The following is a 22,188-nucleotide window of genomic DNA, read 5'->3' on the forward strand; positions in this document are numbered from 1 at the left end:
GGGCTTATCGTTCAGCGCGTGAGAGCGCCTCGAGGCCCTCCAGGGTGCGTGCAAGCGCACCCTGCTGCGCTTTGATAGCAGATTGGCCAGCCTGGCCTTCTTGAAGACAGCGCTTGGGGTCGACGAAGCGGCACTGCAAGGCATCGACCAGCGTATCGACATCCGCCACCAGAGTAAGTGCGCCAGCCGTTTCCAGCGGCTCGACCACATCAGCAAAGTTTTCGATAAAAGGACCGCTGAGCACGGGTTTACCCAGCGCTGCTGGCTCGAGCACGTTGTGCCCGCCTAGCGGCACCAGGCTGCCGCCAACAAATGCCACCTGGCCTGCACCATAAAGAACAGCCAGCTCACCCAGCGTATCGCCTAGATACACTTGGGTAGCCGGGGTAACAGGCTCGCCCTGGCTGCGCCGGCTTGTCTCCCATTTCTTTGCTTCACACAGTGCTGCGACCTCATCAAAGCGTTGAGGGTGGCGCGGTACAAGCACCAGCAGGGCGTCAGGAAATTGATGTAGCAATTGCCGGTGTGCTTCCAGCAGTAGCGCCTCTTCGCCATCGCGGGTAGAACCGGCGACCCAGACAGGTCGCCCTTCCCACTCTAAAAGTAAGCGCTCACTCTCAACCGACCCCCTTGATGGAAGACCTACTTCAAACTTTAACGACCCCACCACCGCCGTTTTATCGGGCGCAGCGCCTAGCGCTTCAAACCGCCTGGCATCATCAGCAGACTTGGCTGCCAGCCAATCGACATTGGCCAGTGTGCGGGCCATTAGCGGGGCAACTTTCTGATAGCGCTTGAACGCTCGAGGCGAGAGCCGCCCATTGACCACCGCAACCGGCGTGCCATGTTGCTGACATGCGTGAAGCAGATTAGGCCAAAGCTCGGTTTCAAACATGATGGCAAGCTCAGGCGCTACGCGGTGCACAAACCGTTTGGCCGCACCGGGAAAATCCAAGGGTAGAAAGCAGTGCGCGAGTCGGGGGCGGTGATCAAGCTGCTGTTCAATCAATGCCTGCGCCTGCTGTGCGCCCGTAGCGGTCATGGTGGTTAACAGCAGGCTATGGCGAGGGTAGCGAACGAGCAGGCCCTCTATCAGCGGGCGGGCCGCACGGACCTCACCTACCGAGGCACAGTGCAACCAAATACGCGGCGGCGTAGGCAGCTTACCAAGGCGCCTGCCCAGCCGCTGCCAACGTGAGTAAGTAGGTACTTGCTCACGCCAGATGCGCCAGCCAATCAGTGGTGAAAGCGCATAGAGCGCCGCAGAATAGCCAAGGCGCGGCCAGTTAATTCGCCCCATTATCCCTCGCGGTCCAAAATGGAGCTAATCATCGCCGAGGTGGATACGCCGTCCTCAAACCCGAGCACTTTAACGTCTCCTCCATTGGCTCGAACGGCGTCTCCACCGGCAATCTCGTCTGGGTGGTAGTCACCGCCTTTTACCAGGATATCGGGCAGAACGGTTTCAATCAGCGCTTGCGGCGTATCGTTACTAAACGGCACAACCCAATCGACCGCGCCCAGGCCAGCCAGCACCTGCATACGTCGATTAAGCGGATTAATCGGCCGCTTGGGCCCTTTAAGACGGCCAATGGAGGCATCGTCATTTACCGCCACAATCAGGCGATCACCGAGGCGTTTTGCCTGCTCCAGATAGGCCACATGCCCTGCATGCAGAATATCAAAGCAGCCATTGGTCATGACGACCCGTTCACCGCGTAGCTGTGCCGCACGCACAGCCTCAACGAGAGGCGCCGGCTCGATAACCCCAAACTCGGCGAGCCTATCGCCGTGTAGCGCGGTATAAAGCTCGGCTATTGAGAGTGTCGCGGTGCCTGGCTTGGCAACCACCAGACCCGCGCCCAGATTCGCCAGCATCATGGCTTCGGGCAAGGCATGACCCGCGGCTAACGCGAGTCCCATTAAGCCAATGACCGTGTCACCGGCCCCGGTGACATCAAACACTTCCTGGGCGCGCGTAGGTAAATGAATAGGCGGCTGGCCTTCGCAGATCAGGGTCATGCCTTTTTCGCTGCGGGTGACCAGCAGGGCTTCCAGCTCAAGCTCGGCGCGCAGTGCTTCACCGCGCTTGGCAAGCTCAGCATCGCTTGCGCAGTGGCCTACCACGGCTTCAAACTCTGCAAGGTTAGGTGTGATCAAGCTCGCGCCGCGATACTTACTGAAGTCTTGCCCTTTGGGATCAATCAGAACGCGCTTGTCATGCGCACGCGCTTGGGCAATCAGCCGCTCCACCTGGTTGAGCGTGCCTTTACCGTAGTCAGAAAGGATCACAACATCGCAGTCCGGCAACGCCCGTTCCACCTGGGCCAATAAATCGCCGGTGTCGATGTTATCCAGGCGTTGCTCAAAATCCAGCCGCAGCAGTTGCTGGTTACGACTCATCACACGCAGCTTGGTAATCGTGGGCACGTCGGGGCTGCGTTGAAAGTGAGTATTTACATTGGCTGTATGCAGCCGGTTTTCCAATAACACCGCGTTGTCGTCATCCCCGACAACGCCCGCCAAGGCTGCATGGCCACCTAAAGAGGCCACATTCAGCGCCACGTTGGCCGCGCCACCGGGGCGGTCGTCGGCCTCTTCAACACGCACGACCGGTACGGGGGCTTCAGGAGAAATACGCGACGTGCCACCGTGCCAGTAACGGTCAAGCATGACATCGCCGACGACCAGTATGTGGGCATGCTCTAACGCGGTTAAATCAACTTTCATGAGTAGATCCTGCAACTGTGTCTGACGCTGTATGCGCAAGAAGCGTATCCAGCTGGGCAATAACGGTCTCGGTTTTAATGAGCTGCATCGCATCCTGATGGCGCACCCGCTGCCCCCAGGCGACCTCGCCCACCGACTTATGTAGGTAGGCATGCACGGCATCCGGATACGCATTGACGGCGAAATCACGCCAGCAATAAGGCGCCGCCCGCTGCGGATTCGTGGTGGCGTACAACCCCAGAGTCGGCGTTCCCATCGCATTGGCCATGTGGGCGGGGCCGGTATCCGGCGCGATCACCGCACGCGCCTGGCCAATCAGGGCCAACACGCCTTTCAATGACGTGCCGCCTATCGCATTAATCACGCTGCCCGGCTGGCACAAGGCTTCAATCTGCTCGCCTATTTCGCGCTCAAGCGTACTGCTTCCCCCGGTCAGCACGCTTTTTAGACCATGGTGTCGCCAGGCGTGTTCGATAACGCTGGCGTAACCTTCCACCGACCAATTGCGAAAATTGCGCAAGCGGGCATTACTGCACGGGTTGATGACAAGATAAGGCGATTCACCACTGATGACGCGCGCCTCTTCATAGGCCATCGCGGGTACCGGCATGTTCCACTCCAGGTGGTCGTCCTTCACACCCAGAAGGCGAGCAAAATCCATAAAGGATTCCAGCACATGCGCCTTGGGATGCGGCGCCAGCTGATGCTGGGTAAACCAGTGCTGGGCATCCTTGGCGCGAGCCTTGTCATACCCTACGCGTACATTGGCTTTTAGGCCCAGAGAGAGCACGCTGGCGCGAATCGCCTGCTGCATATGCAGCAGTACATCAAAGCGTGTATCGGCAAGCTCGCGCCACAAGCGGCGCATTCCAGCAAGGCCGGTCGACTTGTCGTACACGACAAACTCGACCCCGGAAAGCCCCGCCAGTAGACTATGCTCCCCCTTACCGATAATCCAGGTAATACGCGCTCGTGGCCACTGGCGCTGCAATGCACGTACCGTCGGCACGAGATTGCACACATCTCCCAAGGCGGAGAGGCGCAAAATGGCAATGTGGTTGGGTTCAGCAGGCAACGAGGGCTTCATGCGCTTAACGGCACTCCGGCAAAAAAATAGTCTGATGTTACATGATGCAGACAGTTTAAGTGACGCACCGGGATCACACCAACTATCACACCCGATTGGGCCTGAGCTGTTCAGCGCGAATTACTGGCGCGGCAAGGACCTTGTGGTAGGTGAAGCGCCCGGCCGGGGCAGCAGCCTTTTCCTACAGGCAACGCCGACCCAGCAGTGGGTGCTGCGCCCCTATCGACGCGGCGGCATGGTCGCCAGGTTGAGTGAAAAGCGCTATCTATGGACAGGTGCCGAGCATACCCGCGCCTTTCGAGAACTGCGCTTAACCGCCACGCTGTTTGAACAGGGCCTGCCCGTTCCAGCCCCGGTTGCCTGCTGCGTCACCCGCTATGGCGTCACTTATGAAGCGGCGCTATTAACGGTAAGGGTCCCCGGCGCTCAGGCGTTAGCCGCGCTGCTTACTGAAAACAGCGCCGATAATGCGCTGCTTGCAAGGGTAGGCGCGATGATCAAACGCTTTCATGATGCAGGGCTTGATCATGTCGACCTTAACGCACGCAATATACTGGTCGATCCGGCAGGAGAACCGTGGTTGATTGATCTGGACCGCTGCCGCCTACGCCCACCAGGCAAATGGCAAACTGCTAATCTGGCGCGCCTCTCCCGCTCAGTGGCGAAGTTTAACGCACCTCACGCCATAACCCCTATCCGGCAAGGCTATGCTGAAGACGTAATAACGGATTAAGACTGCTAACAGTATTAAAGAATTTCGCAGACATAAGATGACACGAGCAATCATAGTGAATAAGGAAAATGGTTGATGGCGCGATGGAACAAGGCGCTTGGGCGCAGGCTGCTTGAACGCTGGTACGACTACACTCCCGACAGCTGGCAACCCGATACAGTCCGCAAGGCAGTCATTCTCTGCCCAAAATCGGTTGGCGACGGAATGGCTATTTACCCCATCATCAGGGCCTTACAGGCGCGCCATGTTGATTGGCTTTGTGTCGTAGCATCGCACAGAAACGCCCCGGTCTTCGAAACACTGAAAAGTGAGGGAGTTGAAGTTCAAACTGTACCCAGAGACAGGGACTATAAAGCGGTCAAAACGCTCGCGAGGAGCCTTCGAAAGCGCCATGGAAGTATTGATCTTTGCGTAGATGCAACGGGGCACGCCACCTCTCCCGGCATCTATTTTGTGGGCAAACTGAAAGCCCGTATGAACCTCACTTATAGCGCTTACAACATGCAGGCATTCGCTGACTTTGGCCAGCCAATCACGTATGACACATCGCTACCCACTCGCTGGTCCAAGCTGATTGAGGACGTCGGGTTAGGTAGTGTCGAAGGGCGCTTTGAGCTGCCGATCCCTGCCAATATCGATCAGGAAGTCCATCAGTGGGCGAGCGAGCTTGGCCCCTATGTACTGTTTAATCTTGATGGCGGCGCTGACTATCGCTGTATTTCCATGGCTAAAGCCAAGGCGCTTATGGATACTGTTCACAAAACCACAGGGTTACCGCTGGTTATTCCCTATGCCCCCAGTGGTGAACAAAAAGCCGTGCAGTTAGCCAAACAGTTTCCATTTGTTCACACATTTCCTGGCCCGTGCTCACTGTTGGTGTCAGCCGCTCTCGTCAAATATGCCGCCGTCGTTTTCTCACCCGACACCTCTATTGTGCATATCGCCAGCGCCTATAATCGCCCCACGGTGGGCGTGTATACGGTTATCGACAGCGCATGGCAACCCCAGGCAACACTCCATGAAATTATCCATTCAACGGATCATGTTGAGCAGGGGCTGACACCCGAGCGGCTGGCTGACGCATTCAAGCGGGTCTACCCTGCATCTGCCGAGATTTTGTAATACTCAATCAAGCGCTTTACATGCCGCTGGTTACTGAAATGCTGTTCAACACGCGCGCGGGCTGCCTTACCCATGGCATGACGCGTTGTTTCATCACGTACCATGGCCTCCATCGCTTTGGCCCACGCGTTAATATCGTGCGGGCCCACGAGCACGCCAGAGGCTTCATCGACCAGTTCGGGTAGCGACCCCGTGTTGGAGCCAATAATCGGCAATGCGCACGCCATCGACTCAATAATGGTCAAACCAAATGCTTCATTTTCCGAGGGGATACATACCAAATCCAGCGCGGGCAAGATCTCGGGTAGGTCACTGCGGTGGCCGAGAAAGCTGATTCTTTTCTCAAGCGGCGTGCCCGCAATCATCGCTTGCAGCTCGCTATAGAAACTTTCTTCCCCCCCGGACGCATAGTCAGTACCGCCTATCGACACGGCGTAAAAGGGCAACGCGGGATCAAGTTCCAGCAGTGCTTTAACCCAGACATCCTGGCCTTTACCAGGCGTCACGCGCCCAGGCAATCCGATAATAACGGCCCCTTCAGGCACTCCTAATTCTGCACGTTTGGTGTGAATAAAACGCTCATCATTGCAAGGGCGATACTTATTGATATCGACACCGTGAGGTAAGCAGACAACCCTTTCGCTGGGCAGCGGAAGATTGCGAATGTTACGAAGGTGGGTCGCCTGGCTAATCGACAGGACGCGTTCTACATTGGCATAAGCGAAGCGGTGGTAGAGACTTTTTTTGGGACGCTGCCCGCCCATGTGGTCGGTGTAGAACACTCGAACACTCGGCATAACCAGTTTTAAAAGTGCAGTTAAACGCAGGTCACTCGATTTATGGCAGTGGATAACGCGAACGTTCTCTTCGATCAACCATCGGCGGATGCGTAACACGTGCTTTAGCGCTTGGGTACTGCTTTTGAATGCCAGGTAAGGTATCTGATGACGCTGCATATAAGTATTAATCCGCGTGCCCTCAAGGCAGATGCCGATGACGTCAATCTGGGCCGCTTTTAAATCCTCGGTTATACGGTCAACATAAAACTCCATTCCGCCGTTACCCTTCGACAGACAAAGTTGCACCACCTTATTTACCATCGCATCCCTCACTTCGCCACGCACTGTTAAACAAGCCCTTCATTCTCTTGTAGTATACAGGCTGCAATTAACGGGGCACCCAAAATGGCGCAGAAAGTGCTGGTCGTACGTAATGATAAAATTGGTGATTTCATGCTGGCCTGGCCAGCGCTGGCCTGCCTAAAAAGCGCATCACCTACGCCGCATATTACGGTGCTGGTACCGGCTTACACTGCACCGCTAGCCAACGCGTGCCCTTGGGTGGATGAGGTCATTACCGACCCTGGTAGCCATGCTGACAAACACGCCCAGAAAGCGCTGCTTAAGCGCGTAAAATCCGCCCAGTTTGATGCGCTACTGACCCTGTTTTCAACGCCACGCATTGGCTGGCTAGGCTGGCGGGCAGGTATACCGCTTCGTGTTGCTCCTGCGACCAAGTGGGCTCAACTGTTTTACAACGTGCGCATTCGCCAGCGCCGCTCTCAATCGGCAAAGCCTGAATATCAGTACAACGTGGACTTGGCGTGCGAGCTGTTAGCCAAACTTTCGCTTAAGCTGACAGCACGGCCCGAACCGCCCTTTTGGCCACTGCCCAGAACACAAATGCAGGGCCAAACGCCGACAGAGGATATGACAGCCGAAGTATCTATCGTTGTGCATCCAGGCAGCGGTGGCTCGGCGGTTAATCTTTCAATTGATCAGTACGCGGGGCTTATTGCTCAAATAGACCAGCAGGTGAAAGAAGTGCCGCCTATTAATTGGTTGATCAGCGCCGGCCCCGGAGAAGAGGCACCTGCCCAAGCGTTAATCGACCGGCTTGCCAGCGCTGGCGTCACGGCCAGGCATCTACCCGAGAGCAGCAACGTTGCTGAGTTTGCCCACCGGCTTGCCGAGGCCGATATGCTGATTGCAGGCTCAACTGGTCCGCTGCATATTGCTGGATGCCTGGACATCGCCACCGCAGGATTCTACCCGGCTAAACGCTCGGCCACCCCACTGCGCTGGCAAACATGCAACAGCGCTGAAAAGCGGCTGGCCTTTAGCCCTCCGGCCACTGCAGGCCAGCAGGATATGTCGGCGATTGATATTGACGCTGCCGCTCAGCAAATTTCAGCGTTTATGCGGGGGTGATGTTCGGGTGCGGATCCATAAGTCAGCGTATTTGTTAAACGTAGAGTGCGCTGACAAAAGCGCTAGCAAGAACCCCTGCTTGCCATCCTTAAAGCCCGCTTTTAGCAGATACATCTTCACAAAGCAGGCAAGCCCATGTGTGAAACCGCTCGCCAGCGTGGCCGTTTTACCCTGAGCGGCCCGTTGCTCCGACCACGCCTGCGCATAGTGGGCAGATTTTTCCAGATAATGGCGCAAATCACGGTAGGTGTAGTGCAGCAAATCACCTGATAGGCGTTTGACCGCTAGACCATCGGGCACCACCAGTTTTTCATGTACCAGCGCTGCATTATAGGATGCCTGCCCTTTGGGATAGAGACGCGCGACCCAGTCCGGGTACCAGCCAGAATGACGAATAAACCGCCCGAAACACCAGGAAAGCCGCCCGAGACTAAAAACGGCTGGCCCCCCCTGCACAGCCTCCTGAATGCTTTTTTGCAGCGCTGGCGTAACGCGCTCATCGGCATCCACCATCAATATCCACTCGTGGCTGGCCAGCGCCTCGGCGCGCTGGCGCTGTACGCCAAAGCCCTGCCAATCCGTATTAACGCTTACGTTATCCGTATACTCGCGCGCAATCGCGCAAGTTTCATCCTGGCTCCCCGCATCCAGCACGACGATTTCGTCGGCCCAGGTGAGCGTATCAAGACATTCACGCAGATGGTGCGCTTCATTTTTAACAATCAACACAGCAGAAATTGGCAAGAGGATTTCTCAGCTTAAGAATTTTTCAAGGTAGCAGCATCATAGCTTTCACAAATCGCATGTGAAAATTAGCATCTTTTTAATTAGCATCTTGCTGTTTTCTAAACGACCTCTTCGTGGTGCTTCTTTATTTTTTGAGAGTATCTCAAGCTGTTTTTTTGCGGAAATCCACTTAGCATAGACAGGAACATTCTGACGCCCATTTTCTTCTTAAACATTCTAAAAAACAGCTTAAAGAATAATGCTATTTTAAGTAGAATCCGACCGGTGCGATTGTAGTGTTTATTTAGCAAGTGGTAATAGGAGATATAAAATTCTTGTTGCATCAGAAACCCTTGCTCTGTGCTACCACCCGCTTCATGAAATATCTGTGCTTCAGGAATAAAAAAAACTTTCCTATCAGATTCCCAAATTCTTTTAGCAATATCCTCTTCTTCACAGTAAAGAAAAAAGGCAGTATCAAAACCACCAATATCGCAAAAAGCATCTGCATTAAAAAACATGCAAGAGCCACTAACCACTTCAACCTGCGTGGGTTTATCTAACGTCACACGATTGCTTGGAAATTTAATCCTTGAAAATTTTCTTTGCACGCTGTTACCAAACAGCTGCTTTAAAAGATGGGGAAACTGTTTGTGCGAAGATGAATAATTGTTGTTGGCATCTACTATTTGAGCAGTTGCCAACGCCACCTCTGCGTTTGAATCCAGATACTCCTTTAATACGCCTGCCGTATTATTTAAAAGTTTGCAATCATTGTTAACAAAAAAGTAATACTGCCCACTCGCATGATTTACCCCTAGCATGTTGCCACTTGAGAACCCACTGTTGATGGAATTTCTAATTAATGTCACGTCATTTTTATCTTTCAGAAACTCTTTCAGACGTAAAAAATCTTTATCTTCAGAGGCATTATCAACAACAATAATTTCGTAAGATACGCTATCAGTATTCGACAAAATGCTATTAATTAACTCAGCTGTATATTGTGAAGAATTATAATTTATCGTAATAAATGACACTTCTATTTGTTTCATAAGGAACCACTGTGGTTGAGTTCAATTAAAAGAACACTTCATTACAATAAATGACGAATGCTTCTGATAGCGGTTGCAGATAGATGTATATAGTCAACCATTTAAATTCTACCGTAAGCCGCCATACTATTAAACATCGCTGCCAACCCGCCCTGGATCGATAAAGACCAACAGCTCACTCAGATAGCCACAGTAGGCTGCCTCAATGTGCTGCTATACAGCAAGCCAAACTTTCCCCCTGCCGACCAAGGGCATAAGACGGCAGATGGTTTTTCGGCGGCGCTTTAGCGTAACATTGCACTAGCACCAACAACGTTATTTTACCAAAATTGCAATAGCATTAGGATATGGCATGCCCTCTTCAAGGATACTGAAACTTACTCCCTGGCTGCCACTAGCGACCATTGGCCTTAGCCTGGGCTATGCCGCAACCGTGTTAACTCGCCTGCCCTGGTGGGCGCTCTTTCTCATCGCCGCTGGTTGGATCGGTACGGGGTTGAAGCTGAGCTGGGGTCGCCCAGCAAATGCTCGCTACCGCAAAGTATGGCCTTGGTCATTAGTGCCGCTAAGCTTGATGGGCGTGTACGTTTATTTAGCTGACAGCTTCGGCAATGTCGATTTAGGCGCTGTGTTTTTTCATTTACAGGCCGGTATCGCGGAGCACGGCGGCGCCAGCAAAATGGTGGTCGCGGTACTTTATACGCTGACTATGCTGGGCATTTTATGCTCCATTACGTGGCTTTCGCGCCATGACCAGCGCTGGCGACTAGCCGAGCGCTATTTTGCGATTATTTTGCTGGCGACCAACCCGTTACTTTATGGCTTGGGGCAACGCAGCGTTGCCGTCGTGGCTGATGATAGAGAGTGGTTAAATCGACGTTATATGCCGCCCATGACCGGCGAGCAGTCACACACGCCTAATCTGCTAATCATGTACCTGGAGAGCCTTGAGCGGACCTATAGCAACGAGGTTTTTGATGACGCTTATGCCGACTTGAACACGCTGGGCGAACAGGGTCTGGTTTTCGAAGGCATCCGACAAATGGAAAACACCGGCTGGACCATGGCGGGAATGATCGCCAGTCAGTGTGGTGTTCCGCTAATGCCTGCCGGGCTTTTACACGATACACAGTTTGAGCCATTGCAAAAGGTGGTGCCTGGCGTTGACTGCCTGGGTGATATTTTATCGGCTCAAGGATATCAATTAAGCTACCTGGGGGGCGCTAGTACACAGTTCGCGGGTAAAGGCCTTTTCTATCGCGGTCATCAGTTTAATAGCGTAAAGGGTAAAGAAGAGTTTTTACCCGACATGGAAGATCCAGAGTATTTAAATAGCTGGGGACTCCATGACGACACGCTTTATGATTTTACCGCTGATGAAATACGCCGGTTAAATGAAGAGGATAGCGGCCCCTGGGCAGTGGTGAATCTTAACCTGGCAGGCCATGCGCCGAGCGGGTTTCCGTCCCAAACCTGCCAGGACCGCCAGGGCACATTTGATGGCCAGGATATTCTGTATTCTGTGGAGTGCTCGGCTCATGAAGCACGGGTATTTATTGAGCAGTTACAGCGCGAAGGGCTTTTGGATAATACGTTGGTAGTTGTACTCAGCGATCACCTCACCATGCGAGTCTCCGTATGGGACCAACTGACAGCTCTGGACCGCGATAATACGCTGATTATGCTCGGCGACTATATTGCACCCCAGCGTATTCGCCGCGATGCCACGATGCTAGATGTGTTTCCAACGATATTAGAAGCACTCGGCTTTACCTTGAACGATCACCGAGCAGGACTGGGTGTCTCACTGCTCAGTGAAAAATCCACACTGGTTGAGGTGCATGGTATCGAAACACTCAACGAGCGCTTGCGTGAGGAAACCGCCCTGCAGCATCGCTTATGGGAAGGGCTAACGCCTCGACGCCGCGAAACAGAAGATACCCCGGCAGCTCAAGTGACAGAAACGCCAGCGGATCAGGCCGACGAAGTAAACATCACCCATTGATGATCAAGCCGCTGGCACGCTGCTGGTCGGCTCGCATCGCCTGATAGACCTGCTCTACCGCTAACTGATTAAGGCAGTTGGTATGTCCCAACGGGCAAACACGCTTAAAGCAGGGCGAGCAGTAGAGCCCCAAATAATGAATGACAGCGTTGTTGGTCAAGGGCGGCGTATAGTCCGGTGACGAAGAGCCGTAAAGCGCATGAATGCGCACGCCTACGGCAGCGGCCACATGCATGAGACCAGAGTCGTTGGTTACCACTTGCCGACAGTCGGCTAACAGGTCTACCGCATCGGCTAACTGCGTTTTGCCGCATAAATTATGCGCATGGGGCAAGCCTTTCACGATGCTCTCGCCTGCCGAATGATCTTTTGGCCCGCCCAGTACCCGAATTTCAAAACCATCGTTGATAAGCTGCGCGGCCAGGTCGTGAAAATAGGCCAGCGGCCACTGCTTGGCAGGCCCATATTCTGCACCGGGCATCATGCCAATGGCGGGCCGCGATGACAGCGCATGAGCCAAGCGCAAATTAACCAGGTTATCCCGGTCGATCATTAAACGCGGCTTGGGGACCGGAAAATCCCCGCTTAGCGCTTCATCAAGCGGCAAGCCCAGCGACACGAAGCGCTTTACAGTCTGATCCAGAACCTGCTTATCAAGCTTGCGACGCTCTTTTAAAAGCCCATAGCGATGCTCACCCAAAAAGCCTACCCGCTCAGGAATGCGAGCCATGAAGGGAATAAGGGCGGCTTTCCAGGAGCGTGGCAGCACAATGGCACGGTCAAAGCACCCTTTTAGCTGGCTGGAGAGTTCACGGCGATTAGCCAAACCAAACTCGCCGTGGCCAACGGCCAGAGGCAGCACTTCGTCGACCTCCGGCATACGCTCTAGAATGGGTTGTGACCACGCGGGCGCAACCACCCCAATGGTCGCATCAGGCTGACGCGCTTTAAGCGTCATAAAGAGGCTTTGCGCCATGACCATATCGCCCACCCATGACGGGCCAACCACCAGCAGACGCTTGGCGGAATTAGCCATTTAGCCACTCCAGGTAAGCGCCAACCCCTTGGGCCACGGTTTTGAACTCAACATCGCAGCCGGCTTCACGCAAATGACTGATGTCAGCACGCGTGTAGCTTTGATAACGGCCTTTCAACTCCTCAGGAAAATCGATGTAATTGATCTCGCCTTTGCCATAGAAGTCGATGACTGCTTCGCCAATCGCTTTAAAGGGCTCTGCTCGGCCAGTTCCCAGGTTAAAAATGCCAGACGCTTGAGGGTTATCCAAAAACCATAGATTGACGTCGACGACATCGCCCACGTACACAAAATCCCGGCTCTGCATGCCAGCCTCATAACCACCATAGGCGCCAAACAGTTTCAGGGTTTCGCCGTTACGGATTTGAAGATGGTTATGGTAGGCGACACTTGCCATCTTGCCTTTATGCTGTTCACGAGGGCCGTAGACGTTGAAGTAACGGAAACCAACGACCTGGGTAGTCAGCGACTCCCAGCGTGAGCGCACATGTTGATCAAACAGCAGCTTGGAGTAACCGTAGACATTAAGCGGTTTTTCGTACTCGGGCGCCTCTTTAAAGACGTCACTGCCGCCATAGGTCGCTGCGGATGATGCGTAGAGGAAAGGGATACCGAATTTCTCACAATAATTCAGCAGTACCTTCGAGTACTCGAAGTTATTTTTCATCATGTACTGGCCGTCCCACTCAGTGGTATCGGAACACGCCCCTTCATGAAAAATCGCCTCGATGTTTGGCAAGTCGGTGATCTCACCGCGCAACGCGGCCTCTATCTTGGCAAGAAAGTCATCTTTATCCAGGTAATCGGCCAGCGTACAGTCGGCTAAATTGACAAATTTAGTGCCGTCGCGCAGGTCATCCACCACCATGACATCATTACGGCCGCGCGCATTCAGTGCTTTCACGATGTTTGCGCCAATAAAACCGGCACCGCCTGTTACAACGATCATTTTGCTCTCCTTAACCAAAAGCGGTTCTGTTGGCTTATGTGCCTATAACCCATCTGCCTAGGATTGTATACTTGACGGCTTATGAATTCATGGCCAACGGTGCTTTCTGCGATGAGTGTCTCGACAAACCAATCGACACCTGATGTGTCGACCTTCCAAGGCTTGATCCTTGCTCTGCAACAGTACTGGGCAGAACAGGGCTGCGTCATTCTCCAACCTCTTGATATGGAAGTTGGCGCGGGCACCTTTCATCCCGCTACTTTCCTGCGCTCAATCGGCCCGGAAAGCTGGAACGCGGCCTACGTTCAGCCTTCTCGCCGCCCAACCGATGGCCGCTATGGCGAAAACCCCAATCGCCTGCAGCACTACTACCAGTTTCAGGTCGTCATGAAGCCATCGCCAAGTAATCTGCAGGACCTTTATCTTGGCTCACTAAAGCGTTTAGGCCTGGACCCACTGATCCACGATGTGCGCTTTGTTGAGGATAACTGGGAATCGCCAACGCTGGGCGCTTGGGGCCTGGGTTGGGAAGTATGGCTCAATGGGATGGAAGTTACCCAGTTCACCTATTTCCAGCAAGCGGGCGGTATTGAGTGCTACCCCGTTACCGGTGAGCTGACCTATGGTCTTGAGCGGATTGCCATGTATCTGCAAAACGTTGACAGCGTTTACGACCTGGTATGGGCGATTGCCCCGGACGGTAGCCAAGTCACCTATGGCGATGTGTATCTACAGAACGAGCGTGAGCAATCGACCTATAACTTCGAGCATGCCGACGTCGATCAACTGTTTGCCTCCTTCGATCACCAGGAGCGTGAGTGTACCAAGCTGCTGACCGCCAACCTGCCCTTACCTGCTTATGAGCAGGTACTCAAGGCATCACACACCTTTAACCTTCTGGATGCCCGTCACGCTATTTCGGTAACCGAGCGTCAGCGCTTTATTCTGCGCGTACGCACCATGGCGCGGGATGTTGCCCATACCTACTTTGAGTCGCGTAAAGCAGCAGGTTTCCCCATGGCTCCAGAAGCGCTTCGCCGCGAACTACTTGCCGATCAGGGAGATGCATAATGGCTGTTGATACGCTTTTATTAGAACTGGGCGCCGAAGAGCTGCCACCCGCGGCGCTGGATGCACTCTCTGACGCGTTTGCTGCGGGGATTGAAAAAGGCCTGCAAGAGGCCGAGATTCCTTTCCAGCACGTGACCGCTTACGCCACGCCTCGCCGTTTAGCCGTCAAGGTCAGCGAGCTTGCCGATAAACAGCCTGACCGCGAAGTAGAGCGTCGTGGGCCGGCGCTGGCCGCCGCCTTTAAAGACGGTGTTGCAAGCAAAGCAGCCGAAGGCTTCGCTCGTTCCTGTGGTGTTAGCGTCGATGAGCTAATTCACTTGGAAACAGACAAAGGCACCTGGCTTGGCTACCGCGAACAGCAGCAGGGTGAGAGCCTTCAAGCACTTCTGCCCGAGATTCTGCGTAAAGCCATTCAGGGCCTGCCTGTACCTAAAAATATGCGCTGGGGGGCATCACGTATTGAGTTCTCCCGCCCGGTACACTGGTTGGTCGCACTTTACGGCAGCGATGTCATTGCCGCAGAAGTGCTGGGATTACAGGCTAGCCGCACCACCTATGGCCACCGCTTCCACGCCCCCAATGCGATTCAGCTTGAGCACGCCGATGATTATCTGGCCACGCTCGAAAACGCTTACGTATTGGCGGACCGCAAGCTGCGTCGCGAACGCATTCGCGAGCAAGTACTAGCCGAAGCGGAAGTACAGGACGCCAATGCCGTTATCGACGAAACCCTGCTCGTTGAGGTCAGTGGTTTGGTGGAGTGGCCGGTCGCACTTACCGGCAGTTTCGATGAGCGCTTTTTGGAGGTCCCGGCGGAGTGTTTGATCTCCTCCATGAAGGCCAATCAAAAGTACTTCCACCTGCTGGATGACCAGGGCAAGCTCAAACCGCTGTTTATCACTATCTCCAATATCGATAGCGCTGATCCACAACAGGTAATTTCGGGTAACGAAAAAGTCATTCGTCCGCGCCTGGCGGATGCCGCCTTCTTCTACGATACCGACCGTAAGCAGAGCCTGGCTTCGCGCATTCCGCAACTTGAAAGCGTAGTGTTTCAGCAGCAGTTGGGAACACTAGCCGACAAAGCACGTCGTACCACCGCTATTGCCACTTTCATTGCTGAGAAGATCAACGGTGACGTTGCCAATGCACAGCGTGCTGTGGCACTTGCCAAGTGTGACCTTGTCACCGAAATGGTGCTCGAGTTCCCTGAGTTACAGGGCATTATGGGTCGCTACTACGCCGAGCAGGACGGCGAGCCTGCGGATGTTGCTCAAGCGATTGAAGAGCAGTACCTGCCACGCTTTGCCAGCGATGCTATTCCGCAAAGCCTGACCGGGCAAACGCTGGCCTTGGCGGATCGCCTGGACACCCTGGTAGGTATCTTTGGTATTGGTCAGCGTCCAACCGGCGCAAAAGATCCCTTCGCCCTGCGCCGCGCCTCAATTGGCGTGTTGAATATCCTGATCAAGGGCGAGCTGAATCTTGATCTGCGCGAGCTTTTAGATGCCGCCGCTCAGCAGCATCAGGGGCTGCCCAAGGCTGAGGGGCTGGTAGAGGACGTGCTGACCTATATGCTGGATCGCTTCCGCGCCTGGGGTCAGGAAGAAGGCATTAGCGCCGAGATGTACCTGGCGGTGCGTGCACGCCCGGTCACCAACCCGCTCGATTTCGCTCGCCGGCTGCGCGCGGTGAAAGCCTTTGCTCAACGTGAAGAGGCAGCTGCGTTAGCCGCCGCTAACAAGCGCGTGACCAATATTCTGAGCAAGCAGGATCACAACGGCAACCTTCAGGTTGACCCTAGCCTTCTGCAAGAGGAAGCCGAGCAGGTACTATTCAAGGCCGTTACCAGCCGCCAGGAGCAGGTAGCCCCGCTGTTTGGTACCGGTGATTATCAGCAAGCGCTGGATGTACTGGCGACGCTTCGTGAACCCGTTGATGCATTTTTTGATCAGGTGATGGTCATGGCGGATGATGAAGCAGTACGCAATAACCGTCTTGCTCTTTTGGCGAGCCTTCAGGCACTGTTCCTGGAAGTTGCTGATATTTCGCTGCTCCCCCAATAACGCTCTCTCGACCGTCTGCCGGTGGCTTTTATGCCACCGGCAGCACGCTTATCACTCCTTCCCCTACCTGCCTTTTAGCGCGCTCATTTCTGGCTGTGACGTATAATCGTGATGCTCCTCTTTGAAGGTCTCTTCACGCGCTGCTGGTTTGTTTCACGTGAAACACCGTGAAAAAATAATCGATTTTTACTAAAATAAAGTTTTCCTGATGCGTTAATTCCCCTTTATAGACGTAATGCGTGTTATTGCTTGGGTGCATAAGCACTCTGGAGTTGCCCTGTGTACGATCTCTTTCTACTGGACTCATTTCCCCAGCAACAGGCTAGCATGGCTTCCCATACGCTGAATGGCCAAAAGGTGTGGTTAAACCGTGCCGCCAAACGGAACTCGCAGCTTGCCTATGCGCCGCTCAAGTTATTGGCTGCATGGTTTAATATTGAAGCGTTAAAGCCGGTCCCCAACCTGGGCGGCGAGCAAAGTATTTTCACCGAGGCCCAACGGATTAGAGCCTTAAGTGAAGCAGGTATCTCCGTTCCCGTCATCCTGGCCGAAAATCCTCAAGCCCTTCTTTTAGCGGATGCAGGGTCGCCTGAACAACCCGCGGTGACACTGCTGGAAAAGCTCAAAAAGGCGAGCAGTGTTGAGGAAGTGGATAAAGCGCTTAGTCAAAGCATTCAGGCACTCAACGCGGTTCATGAGCGCAATTGCTACCTGAGTGAAGCGTTCGCACGCAATATCCTTATCACCCACGACCAAACTGTCTTTATCGATTTTGAAACGGATCCAGGTAAAGTACATACCCCAATCAACTGCATGGTGCGCGATTGGTACTGCTTTATCTTTTCACTCTATGGCAAACTCTCTAAATCACCGATGCAAATCGAACGTTTAACCCCTGCGCTGATTGATGGATTGCACAGCGCCCGGCAGGAAGTTCGAGAGCAGTTTAAAAAAACGCTGCCCAAACTACTCCGCTTGCAAAAAATCCCATTTAAATATCTGGGTAGTGATGGCCGCAAAATTAGCGTCACGTTGCAGGCGTTGGCGATGCTTAATCAGCGTCTTTAATGGAACGCGCAATGCCTATCTCCCCCGAGCAGCTGGTTATTCTTGATCGTGACGGCGTCATTAATCAGGATTCTGACGCCTATATAAAGTCACTCGAAGAGTGGCTGCCCTACCCTTCTTCCATCCATGCTATCGCTAAATTATCCCAAGCCGGTTACACCGTTGCGATAGCCACGAATCAGTCGGGCATTGGTCGCGGTTATTACGATGCAGGCGTTCTCGGTCAAATGCATGACCGTCTAAATGCGTTGGTCAATGCCGCAGGAGGAACCATTGCGCATATCGCTTATTGCCCGCATGGACCCGCCGATGATTGCGAGTGCCGCAAACCCTTACCGGGCTTGCTGCATGATATTCAGCGTGCGCTAAGTTTATCGAGCTTATCCGGCAGTTGGATGGTAGGTGATAGCCTGCGCGACCTGCAAGCGGGCGAAGCATGTGGCTGTCAGTCGGTATTAGTAAAAACTGGCAAAGGCGAGAAAACACTGACCAAGGGCGTGGGCCTGGAAAATGCCCACGTTTATACAGATTTAGCCGAGTTTGTCGATTGGCTGTTATCCCGTTCATCCGGCTAAATTTTATAGCTCAAAAAAATGCCGCTGGCTTTATAAGCCAGCGGCATTTTTCATTTCAAACAATGTTTCACGTGAAACATGTTATGCAAGCTTTCGCTCGGTGCCTTATACGTCCAGATTAGCGACCAAGGCATTGCTTTCGATAAAGTTACGCCGTGGCTCTACATCATCACCCATCAAGGTGTTAAACATCATATCGGCGGCGACGGCGTCTTCAACCGTAACACGCAGCATACGGCGGCTATCCGGGTCCATGGTGGTTTCCCAAAGCTGATCTGGGTTCATTTCGCCCAGCCCTTTATAGCGCTGTACCGAAAGGCCTCGCTGGCCTTCCTGCATTAGCCACTGCAGCACCTCAGAGAAGTGACCCACAGGCTTCTGACGCTCGCCACGGGAAATAAAGGCGCCCTCTTCAAGCAGCCCATTAAGGGTATCACCCAGCGCTGAAATAGCCCGATAATCCGCACTTTCAAAGAAGTCCAAGCCCCAGTCGTACTCGGTAGTCACGCCATGCGCAATAAGCGACACGGTAGGCAGTAACAAGCCACGCTCCTCATCTTCTTTCAGATAGAAGGTGTAACGCGGCCCGCCTTCATAGGCCACCATGTCATCCATGACTTTTTGCAGTTCAGCAATCCAGTTTTCCATGGTGACACGATCTTTAAGACTCGCCTCGCCCTGCAATCCTGTGACATGGATGATCTGCTTCAATACTTCAATCGGGTAAACGCGCGCCAGGCGATCGATACGCTTCATCACGTTACGATACTGGTTTACCAGGGCTTCCAGCTGCGAACCGGAGATACCCGGCGCGTCCGCATTCACGTATAGACCTGCGCCATCCAGCGCTGTCGTGGTCAAGTAATCGACCATGGCCTGCTCATCTTTAAGGTAGAGCTCTTGCTTGCCTCGCTTGATTTTATAGAGCGGCGGCTGGGCAATAAAAATATGGCCGCGCTCAATCAGCTCCGGCATTTGGCGGAAGAAGAAGGTCAGTAGCAAGGTACGAATATGTGAACCGTCGACATCCGCATCGGTCATGATGATGATGGAGTGATAACGGAGTTTATCGGGGTTAAACTCTTCGCGGCCGATACCACAGCCTAGCGCGGTGATGAGCGTACCCACTTCAGCTGACGAAAGCATTTTGTCAAAACGCGCTTTTTCGACGTTCAGGATTTTACCTTTAAGCGGCAAAATGGCCTGAGTGCGGCGGTCACGCCCCTGCTTGGCACTGCCACCGGCCGAGTCGCCCTCCACCAGGTAGAGTTCTGACTGGCTGGGGTCTTTCTCCTGGCAATCAGCAAGTTTGCCCGGCAGGCCTGCAATATCCAGCGCGCCTTTACGCCGCGTCATGTCCCGGGCCTTACGTGCCGCTTCACGCGCACGCGCCGCATCCAGCATTTTATTAACGATTGCTTTGGCTTCGTTAGGCTTTTCAATCAGGTAGTCAGAAAACAGGCGGCCCATTTCCTGCTCAACGGCTGTTTTCACTTCACTGGACACCAGCTTGTCCTTGGTTTGTGAAGAGAATTTCGGGTCAGGCACTTTGACAGAAACAATCGCCGTTAAGCCTTCACGAGCATCATCACCCGCCGTGCTTACCTTGGCTTTTTTGAGCAGGCCTTCCGCTTCGATGTAGTTATTCATCGTGCGCGTCAGTGCTGCCCGGAAGCCGGCCAAGTGAGTGCCGCCATCACGCTGAGGAATATTATTGGTATAACAGAAGATGCTTTCCGTAAAGACGTCGCTCCACTGCATTGCCACTTCGACTTCAACACCGTCCTCCCGCGAGGCAGTAAAGTGGAAAACAGGGTTCAGAACCGTTTTATTGGAGTTGAGGTGATCAACAAAGGCTTTCAAGCCGCCTTCGTAATGAAACAGCTCTTCCTTACCGCTGCGATCATCCATTAGCCGAATGGCAACGCCAGAATTCAAAAACGACAGCTCACGCAGGCGTTTGGCCAAAATATCGTAATGGAATTCAATATTAGCAAAGGTGTTCTGGGAAGGGCGGAAATGAACACGTGATCCGGTTTTTTCCGTTTTACCCACCACGCTAAGCGGTGCCTGAGGCACGCCATGGTGATAAATCTGCTCAAACACTTCGCCCTGGCGCCAGATGGTTAAGCGTAGCTCTTCAGAAAGCGCATTAACCACGGAAACACCCACACCATGAAGACCGCCAGATACTTTATAAGAGTTATCGTCAAACTTACCGCCCGCGTGCAACACGGTCATGATGACTTCTGCGGCAGAGACGCCCTCCTCTTCGTGCAGCTCGGTAGGAATACCGCGACCATTATCGCTAACGGTTACCGACTCATCGGCATGAATAACCACGCGAATTTCACTACAATGGCCCGCCAAAGCCTCATCGATGGAGTTATCCACCAACTCGAAGACCATGTGGTGCAACCCGGTGCCGTCGTCGGTATCACCGATGTACATACCAGGACGTTTGCGTACTGCATCCAGTCCTTTGAGCACCTTGATGCTTGATGAATCGTAAGCCTGTTCGCTCATTGACCACTCCGTCGTGAAGTCTGTCTTGTCCCGTATCGTCTACCCATCTTGTACCAACTGGCCAAGCCCTTGCGGGTCATGTTTCACGTGAAACATGCTAACCAGGGTTTTAGATTGCCACATAGGTTGTAATGCGGCGGGGTCGACGCTGGTAATAAATGCCTGACACTGCATCTCTTCAAGCAACTGACAGAAACGCTGTTGGTGTTGCACATCCAGCTCTGCTGGCAAATCATCAATTAAATAAATGCAGTGACGCTGTGCCGTTCTTTCCAGAAACCGCCCCTGGGCAAGCTTGAGTGCGCTTACCACTAGCTTTTGCTGGCCTCTGGAAAGTACTTCAACAGCAGGCTGTTTATTAAGCCTGATACGCAAATCGGCACGCTGAGGGCCTTGTTGGGTAAACCCCATTTGCTGATCGGTGACTCGGTTATCCTGAAGCACATCAGCCAGCGTTTTCTGTTTGTCCCATCCTCGAGCGTAGTTAAGTTTTAAGCCAGGTAACGGAAGAAGTACATTCAGAGTTTCTTCAAAGACAGGGAGAAACTCACTAAACCATTCAAACCGCAACCTATCGACTACCTCGCCCCATAGCGCCAATTCTTGCTCCCAGGCCGCCATTTCCTGTGGGTCTATTCTACCACGCCTGAGTAATGCGTTCCGATGTTTCACTGCTCGGCGTGTACGCTTCCATGCTTCCAGAAAGTGATGTTTCACGTGAAACACTCCCCAGTCAAGAAACTCGCGCCGTCCGGCTGGGGACCCTTCAAGAAGCCTAAAAGCGTCAGGATTGATTAGTTGCAAAGGCATCGCCTCGACCAGCTCGGCCAAGCGTACCCCCTTATCCCCACGCAAACGCAGCTCTAGTTCACGCTGAGCCCGTAACCGGCGCACCCCTATGGAAATCTCTGGTTCCCCTTCCAGGCGCCCGTAGAGCGTCATATGTGCCACATCAGATTGGATGGCATGCTTTAGCTGACGGGTACGAAACGAGCGCCCCATCCCCAAAACATGAATGCCTTCCAGCAGGCTGGTTTTGCCACTTCCGTTCAGCCCAGTGATGATATTGATCCCCCGAGAAGGATGCATATCCAGCGGCGCTAAATTCCGTAACCCTTGGAAGTTAAGCTGACTCAAGCTCATGTAAACACTCGGGTAAAAGGCGTAACCAACCCTCAAGAGAAAGCGGCGCCCCTGCTACCAGAAGCGCCGCCCCGTTTGGCATTTAT

Annotated in this window: 18 protein-coding genes; 8 read left to right on the forward strand and 10 right to left on the reverse strand. The window is 53.5% G+C overall.

The genetic code is table 11. The features are described 5' to 3' along the window. Window positions 1-4 precede the first annotated feature (4 nt). The 3 genes from waaA to ACT3RU_RS00115 are packed head-to-tail and all read right to left on the reverse strand — an operon-like array spanning window position 5 to window position 3,817. On the reverse strand, window positions 5-1,300 hold the full coding sequence (gene waaA, locus ACT3RU_RS00105; protein WP_192526744.1) for a lipid IV(A) 3-deoxy-D-manno-octulosonic acid transferase: 1,296 nt from the start codon (window positions 1,298-1,300) through the stop codon (window positions 5-7). Continuing rightward, window positions 1,300-2,730, reverse strand: coding sequence for a bifunctional D-glycero-beta-D-manno-heptose-7-phosphate kinase/D-glycero-beta-D-manno-heptose 1-phosphate adenylyltransferase HldE (hldE, locus tag ACT3RU_RS00110; protein WP_192526745.1), 1,431 nt, complete (start codon window positions 2,728-2,730; stop codon window positions 1,300-1,302). Before hldE ends, waaA begins: the two co-directional genes overlap by 1 nt. Continuing rightward, the gene (locus ACT3RU_RS00115) at window positions 2,720-3,817 is read right to left on the reverse strand and encodes a glycosyltransferase family 9 protein (protein ID WP_192526746.1); all 1,098 of its coding nucleotides are present in this window, start codon (window positions 3,815-3,817) and stop codon (window positions 2,720-2,722) included. The genes hldE and ACT3RU_RS00115 overlap by 11 nt, the downstream gene beginning before the upstream one ends. Here ACT3RU_RS00115 and ACT3RU_RS00120 point away from each other — a divergent pair. Then, complete coding sequence (locus ACT3RU_RS00120; RefSeq protein ID WP_192526747.1) at window positions 3,816-4,550, forward strand: 3-deoxy-D-manno-octulosonic acid kinase; 735 nt, start codon at window positions 3,816-3,818, stop codon at window positions 4,548-4,550. The two genes, ACT3RU_RS00115 and ACT3RU_RS00120, sit on opposite strands and share 2 nt — an antisense overlap. Window positions 4,551-4,625: 75 nt before the next feature. After that, complete coding sequence (locus ACT3RU_RS00125; RefSeq protein ID WP_192526748.1) at window positions 4,626-5,672, forward strand: glycosyltransferase family 9 protein; 1,047 nt, start codon at window positions 4,626-4,628, stop codon at window positions 5,670-5,672. On the opposite strand, the gene ACT3RU_RS00130 is transcribed toward ACT3RU_RS00125, so the two are convergent. Beyond that, window positions 5,645-6,772: a glycosyltransferase gene (locus tag ACT3RU_RS00130; protein WP_192526749.1), complete on the reverse strand. Its 1,128-nt coding sequence runs from the start codon at window positions 6,770-6,772 to the stop codon at window positions 5,645-5,647. The genes ACT3RU_RS00125 and ACT3RU_RS00130 overlap by 28 nt on opposite strands. An 84-nt stretch (window positions 6,773-6,856) precedes the next feature. Between ACT3RU_RS00130 and ACT3RU_RS00135 the strand changes: the two genes are divergently transcribed. After that, window positions 6,857-7,882 (forward strand): glycosyltransferase family 9 protein, encoded by a 1,026-nt coding sequence (locus tag ACT3RU_RS00135; protein WP_192526750.1) that lies wholly within the window; start codon window positions 6,857-6,859, stop codon window positions 7,880-7,882. On the opposite strand, the gene ACT3RU_RS00140 is transcribed toward ACT3RU_RS00135, so the two are convergent. Together ACT3RU_RS00140 and ACT3RU_RS00145 are read right to left on the reverse strand one after the other, a co-directional pair. After that, the gene (locus tag ACT3RU_RS00140; RefSeq protein ID WP_192526751.1) at window positions 7,862-8,626 is read right to left on the reverse strand and encodes a glycosyltransferase family 2 protein; all 765 of its coding nucleotides are present in this window, start codon (window positions 8,624-8,626) and stop codon (window positions 7,862-7,864) included. The genes ACT3RU_RS00135 and ACT3RU_RS00140 overlap by 21 nt on opposite strands. A gap of 101 nt (window positions 8,627-8,727) precedes the next feature. Next, on the reverse strand, window positions 8,728-9,663 hold the full coding sequence (locus tag ACT3RU_RS00145) for a glycosyltransferase family 2 protein (protein WP_192526752.1): 936 nt from the start codon (window positions 9,661-9,663) through the stop codon (window positions 8,728-8,730). Between the two features lie 352 nt (window positions 9,664-10,015). On the opposite strand from ACT3RU_RS00145, the gene ACT3RU_RS00150 reads away from it, so the two are divergent. Next, complete coding sequence (locus ACT3RU_RS00150) at window positions 10,016-11,668, forward strand: sulfatase-like hydrolase/transferase (protein WP_192526753.1); 1,653 nt, start codon at window positions 10,016-10,018, stop codon at window positions 11,666-11,668. On the opposite strand, the gene waaF is transcribed toward ACT3RU_RS00150, so the two are convergent. Both waaF and rfaD read right to left on the reverse strand, forming a co-directional pair. Next, window positions 11,658-12,704, reverse strand: a complete 1,047-nt coding sequence (gene waaF, locus ACT3RU_RS00155) for a lipopolysaccharide heptosyltransferase II (RefSeq protein ID WP_087106964.1) — start codon at window positions 12,702-12,704, stop codon at window positions 11,658-11,660. The two genes, ACT3RU_RS00150 and waaF, sit on opposite strands and share 11 nt — an antisense overlap. Then, on the reverse strand, window positions 12,697-13,653 hold the full coding sequence (rfaD, locus tag ACT3RU_RS00160; RefSeq protein ID WP_192526754.1) for an ADP-glyceromanno-heptose 6-epimerase: 957 nt from the start codon (window positions 13,651-13,653) through the stop codon (window positions 12,697-12,699). The genes waaF and rfaD overlap by 8 nt, the downstream gene beginning before the upstream one ends. 111 nt (window positions 13,654-13,764) lie before the next feature. Between rfaD and glyQ the strand changes: the two genes are divergently transcribed. The 4 genes from glyQ (at window position 13,765) to gmhB (ending at window position 18,433) form a co-directional block, all read left to right on the forward strand. Beyond that, window positions 13,765-14,724: a glycine--tRNA ligase subunit alpha gene (gene glyQ, locus ACT3RU_RS00165; RefSeq protein WP_192526755.1), complete on the forward strand. Its 960-nt coding sequence runs from the start codon at window positions 13,765-13,767 to the stop codon at window positions 14,722-14,724. Next, the gene (gene glyS, locus ACT3RU_RS00170; RefSeq protein WP_192526756.1) at window positions 14,724-16,790 is read left to right on the forward strand and encodes a glycine--tRNA ligase subunit beta; all 2,067 of its coding nucleotides are present in this window, start codon (window positions 14,724-14,726) and stop codon (window positions 16,788-16,790) included. Before glyQ ends, glyS begins: the two co-directional genes overlap by 1 nt. Before the next feature lie 279 nt (window positions 16,791-17,069). After that, window positions 17,070-17,858 carry a BUD32 family EKC/KEOPS complex subunit gene (locus ACT3RU_RS00175; RefSeq protein ID WP_192526757.1) on the forward strand — a complete coding sequence of 263 codons (789 nt, stop codon included), beginning with the start codon at window positions 17,070-17,072 and terminating at the stop codon, window positions 17,856-17,858. 11 nt (window positions 17,859-17,869) lie between these two features. Then, the gene (gmhB, locus tag ACT3RU_RS00180; protein ID WP_192526758.1) at window positions 17,870-18,433 is read left to right on the forward strand and encodes a D-glycero-beta-D-manno-heptose 1,7-bisphosphate 7-phosphatase; all 564 of its coding nucleotides are present in this window, start codon (window positions 17,870-17,872) and stop codon (window positions 18,431-18,433) included. A gap of 105 nt (window positions 18,434-18,538) precedes the next feature. Here gmhB and gyrB read toward each other — a convergent pair whose 3' ends face one another. Continuing rightward, entirely contained in the window at window positions 18,539-20,959 is a 2,421-nt protein-coding gene (gene gyrB, locus ACT3RU_RS00185) for a DNA topoisomerase (ATP-hydrolyzing) subunit B (RefSeq protein WP_172118748.1), read from the reverse strand. Between the two features lie 39 nt (window positions 20,960-20,998). Further along, complete coding sequence (gene recF, locus ACT3RU_RS00190) at window positions 20,999-22,102, reverse strand: DNA replication/repair protein RecF (protein ID WP_192526759.1); 1,104 nt, start codon at window positions 22,100-22,102, stop codon at window positions 20,999-21,001. Window positions 22,103-22,188 lie beyond the last annotated feature (86 nt).

The sequence above is a fragment of the Halomonas sp. TP35 genome, from assembly GCF_052375975.1.
Lineage (GTDB): Bacteria > Pseudomonadota > Gammaproteobacteria > Pseudomonadales > Halomonadaceae > Vreelandella > Vreelandella citrativorans.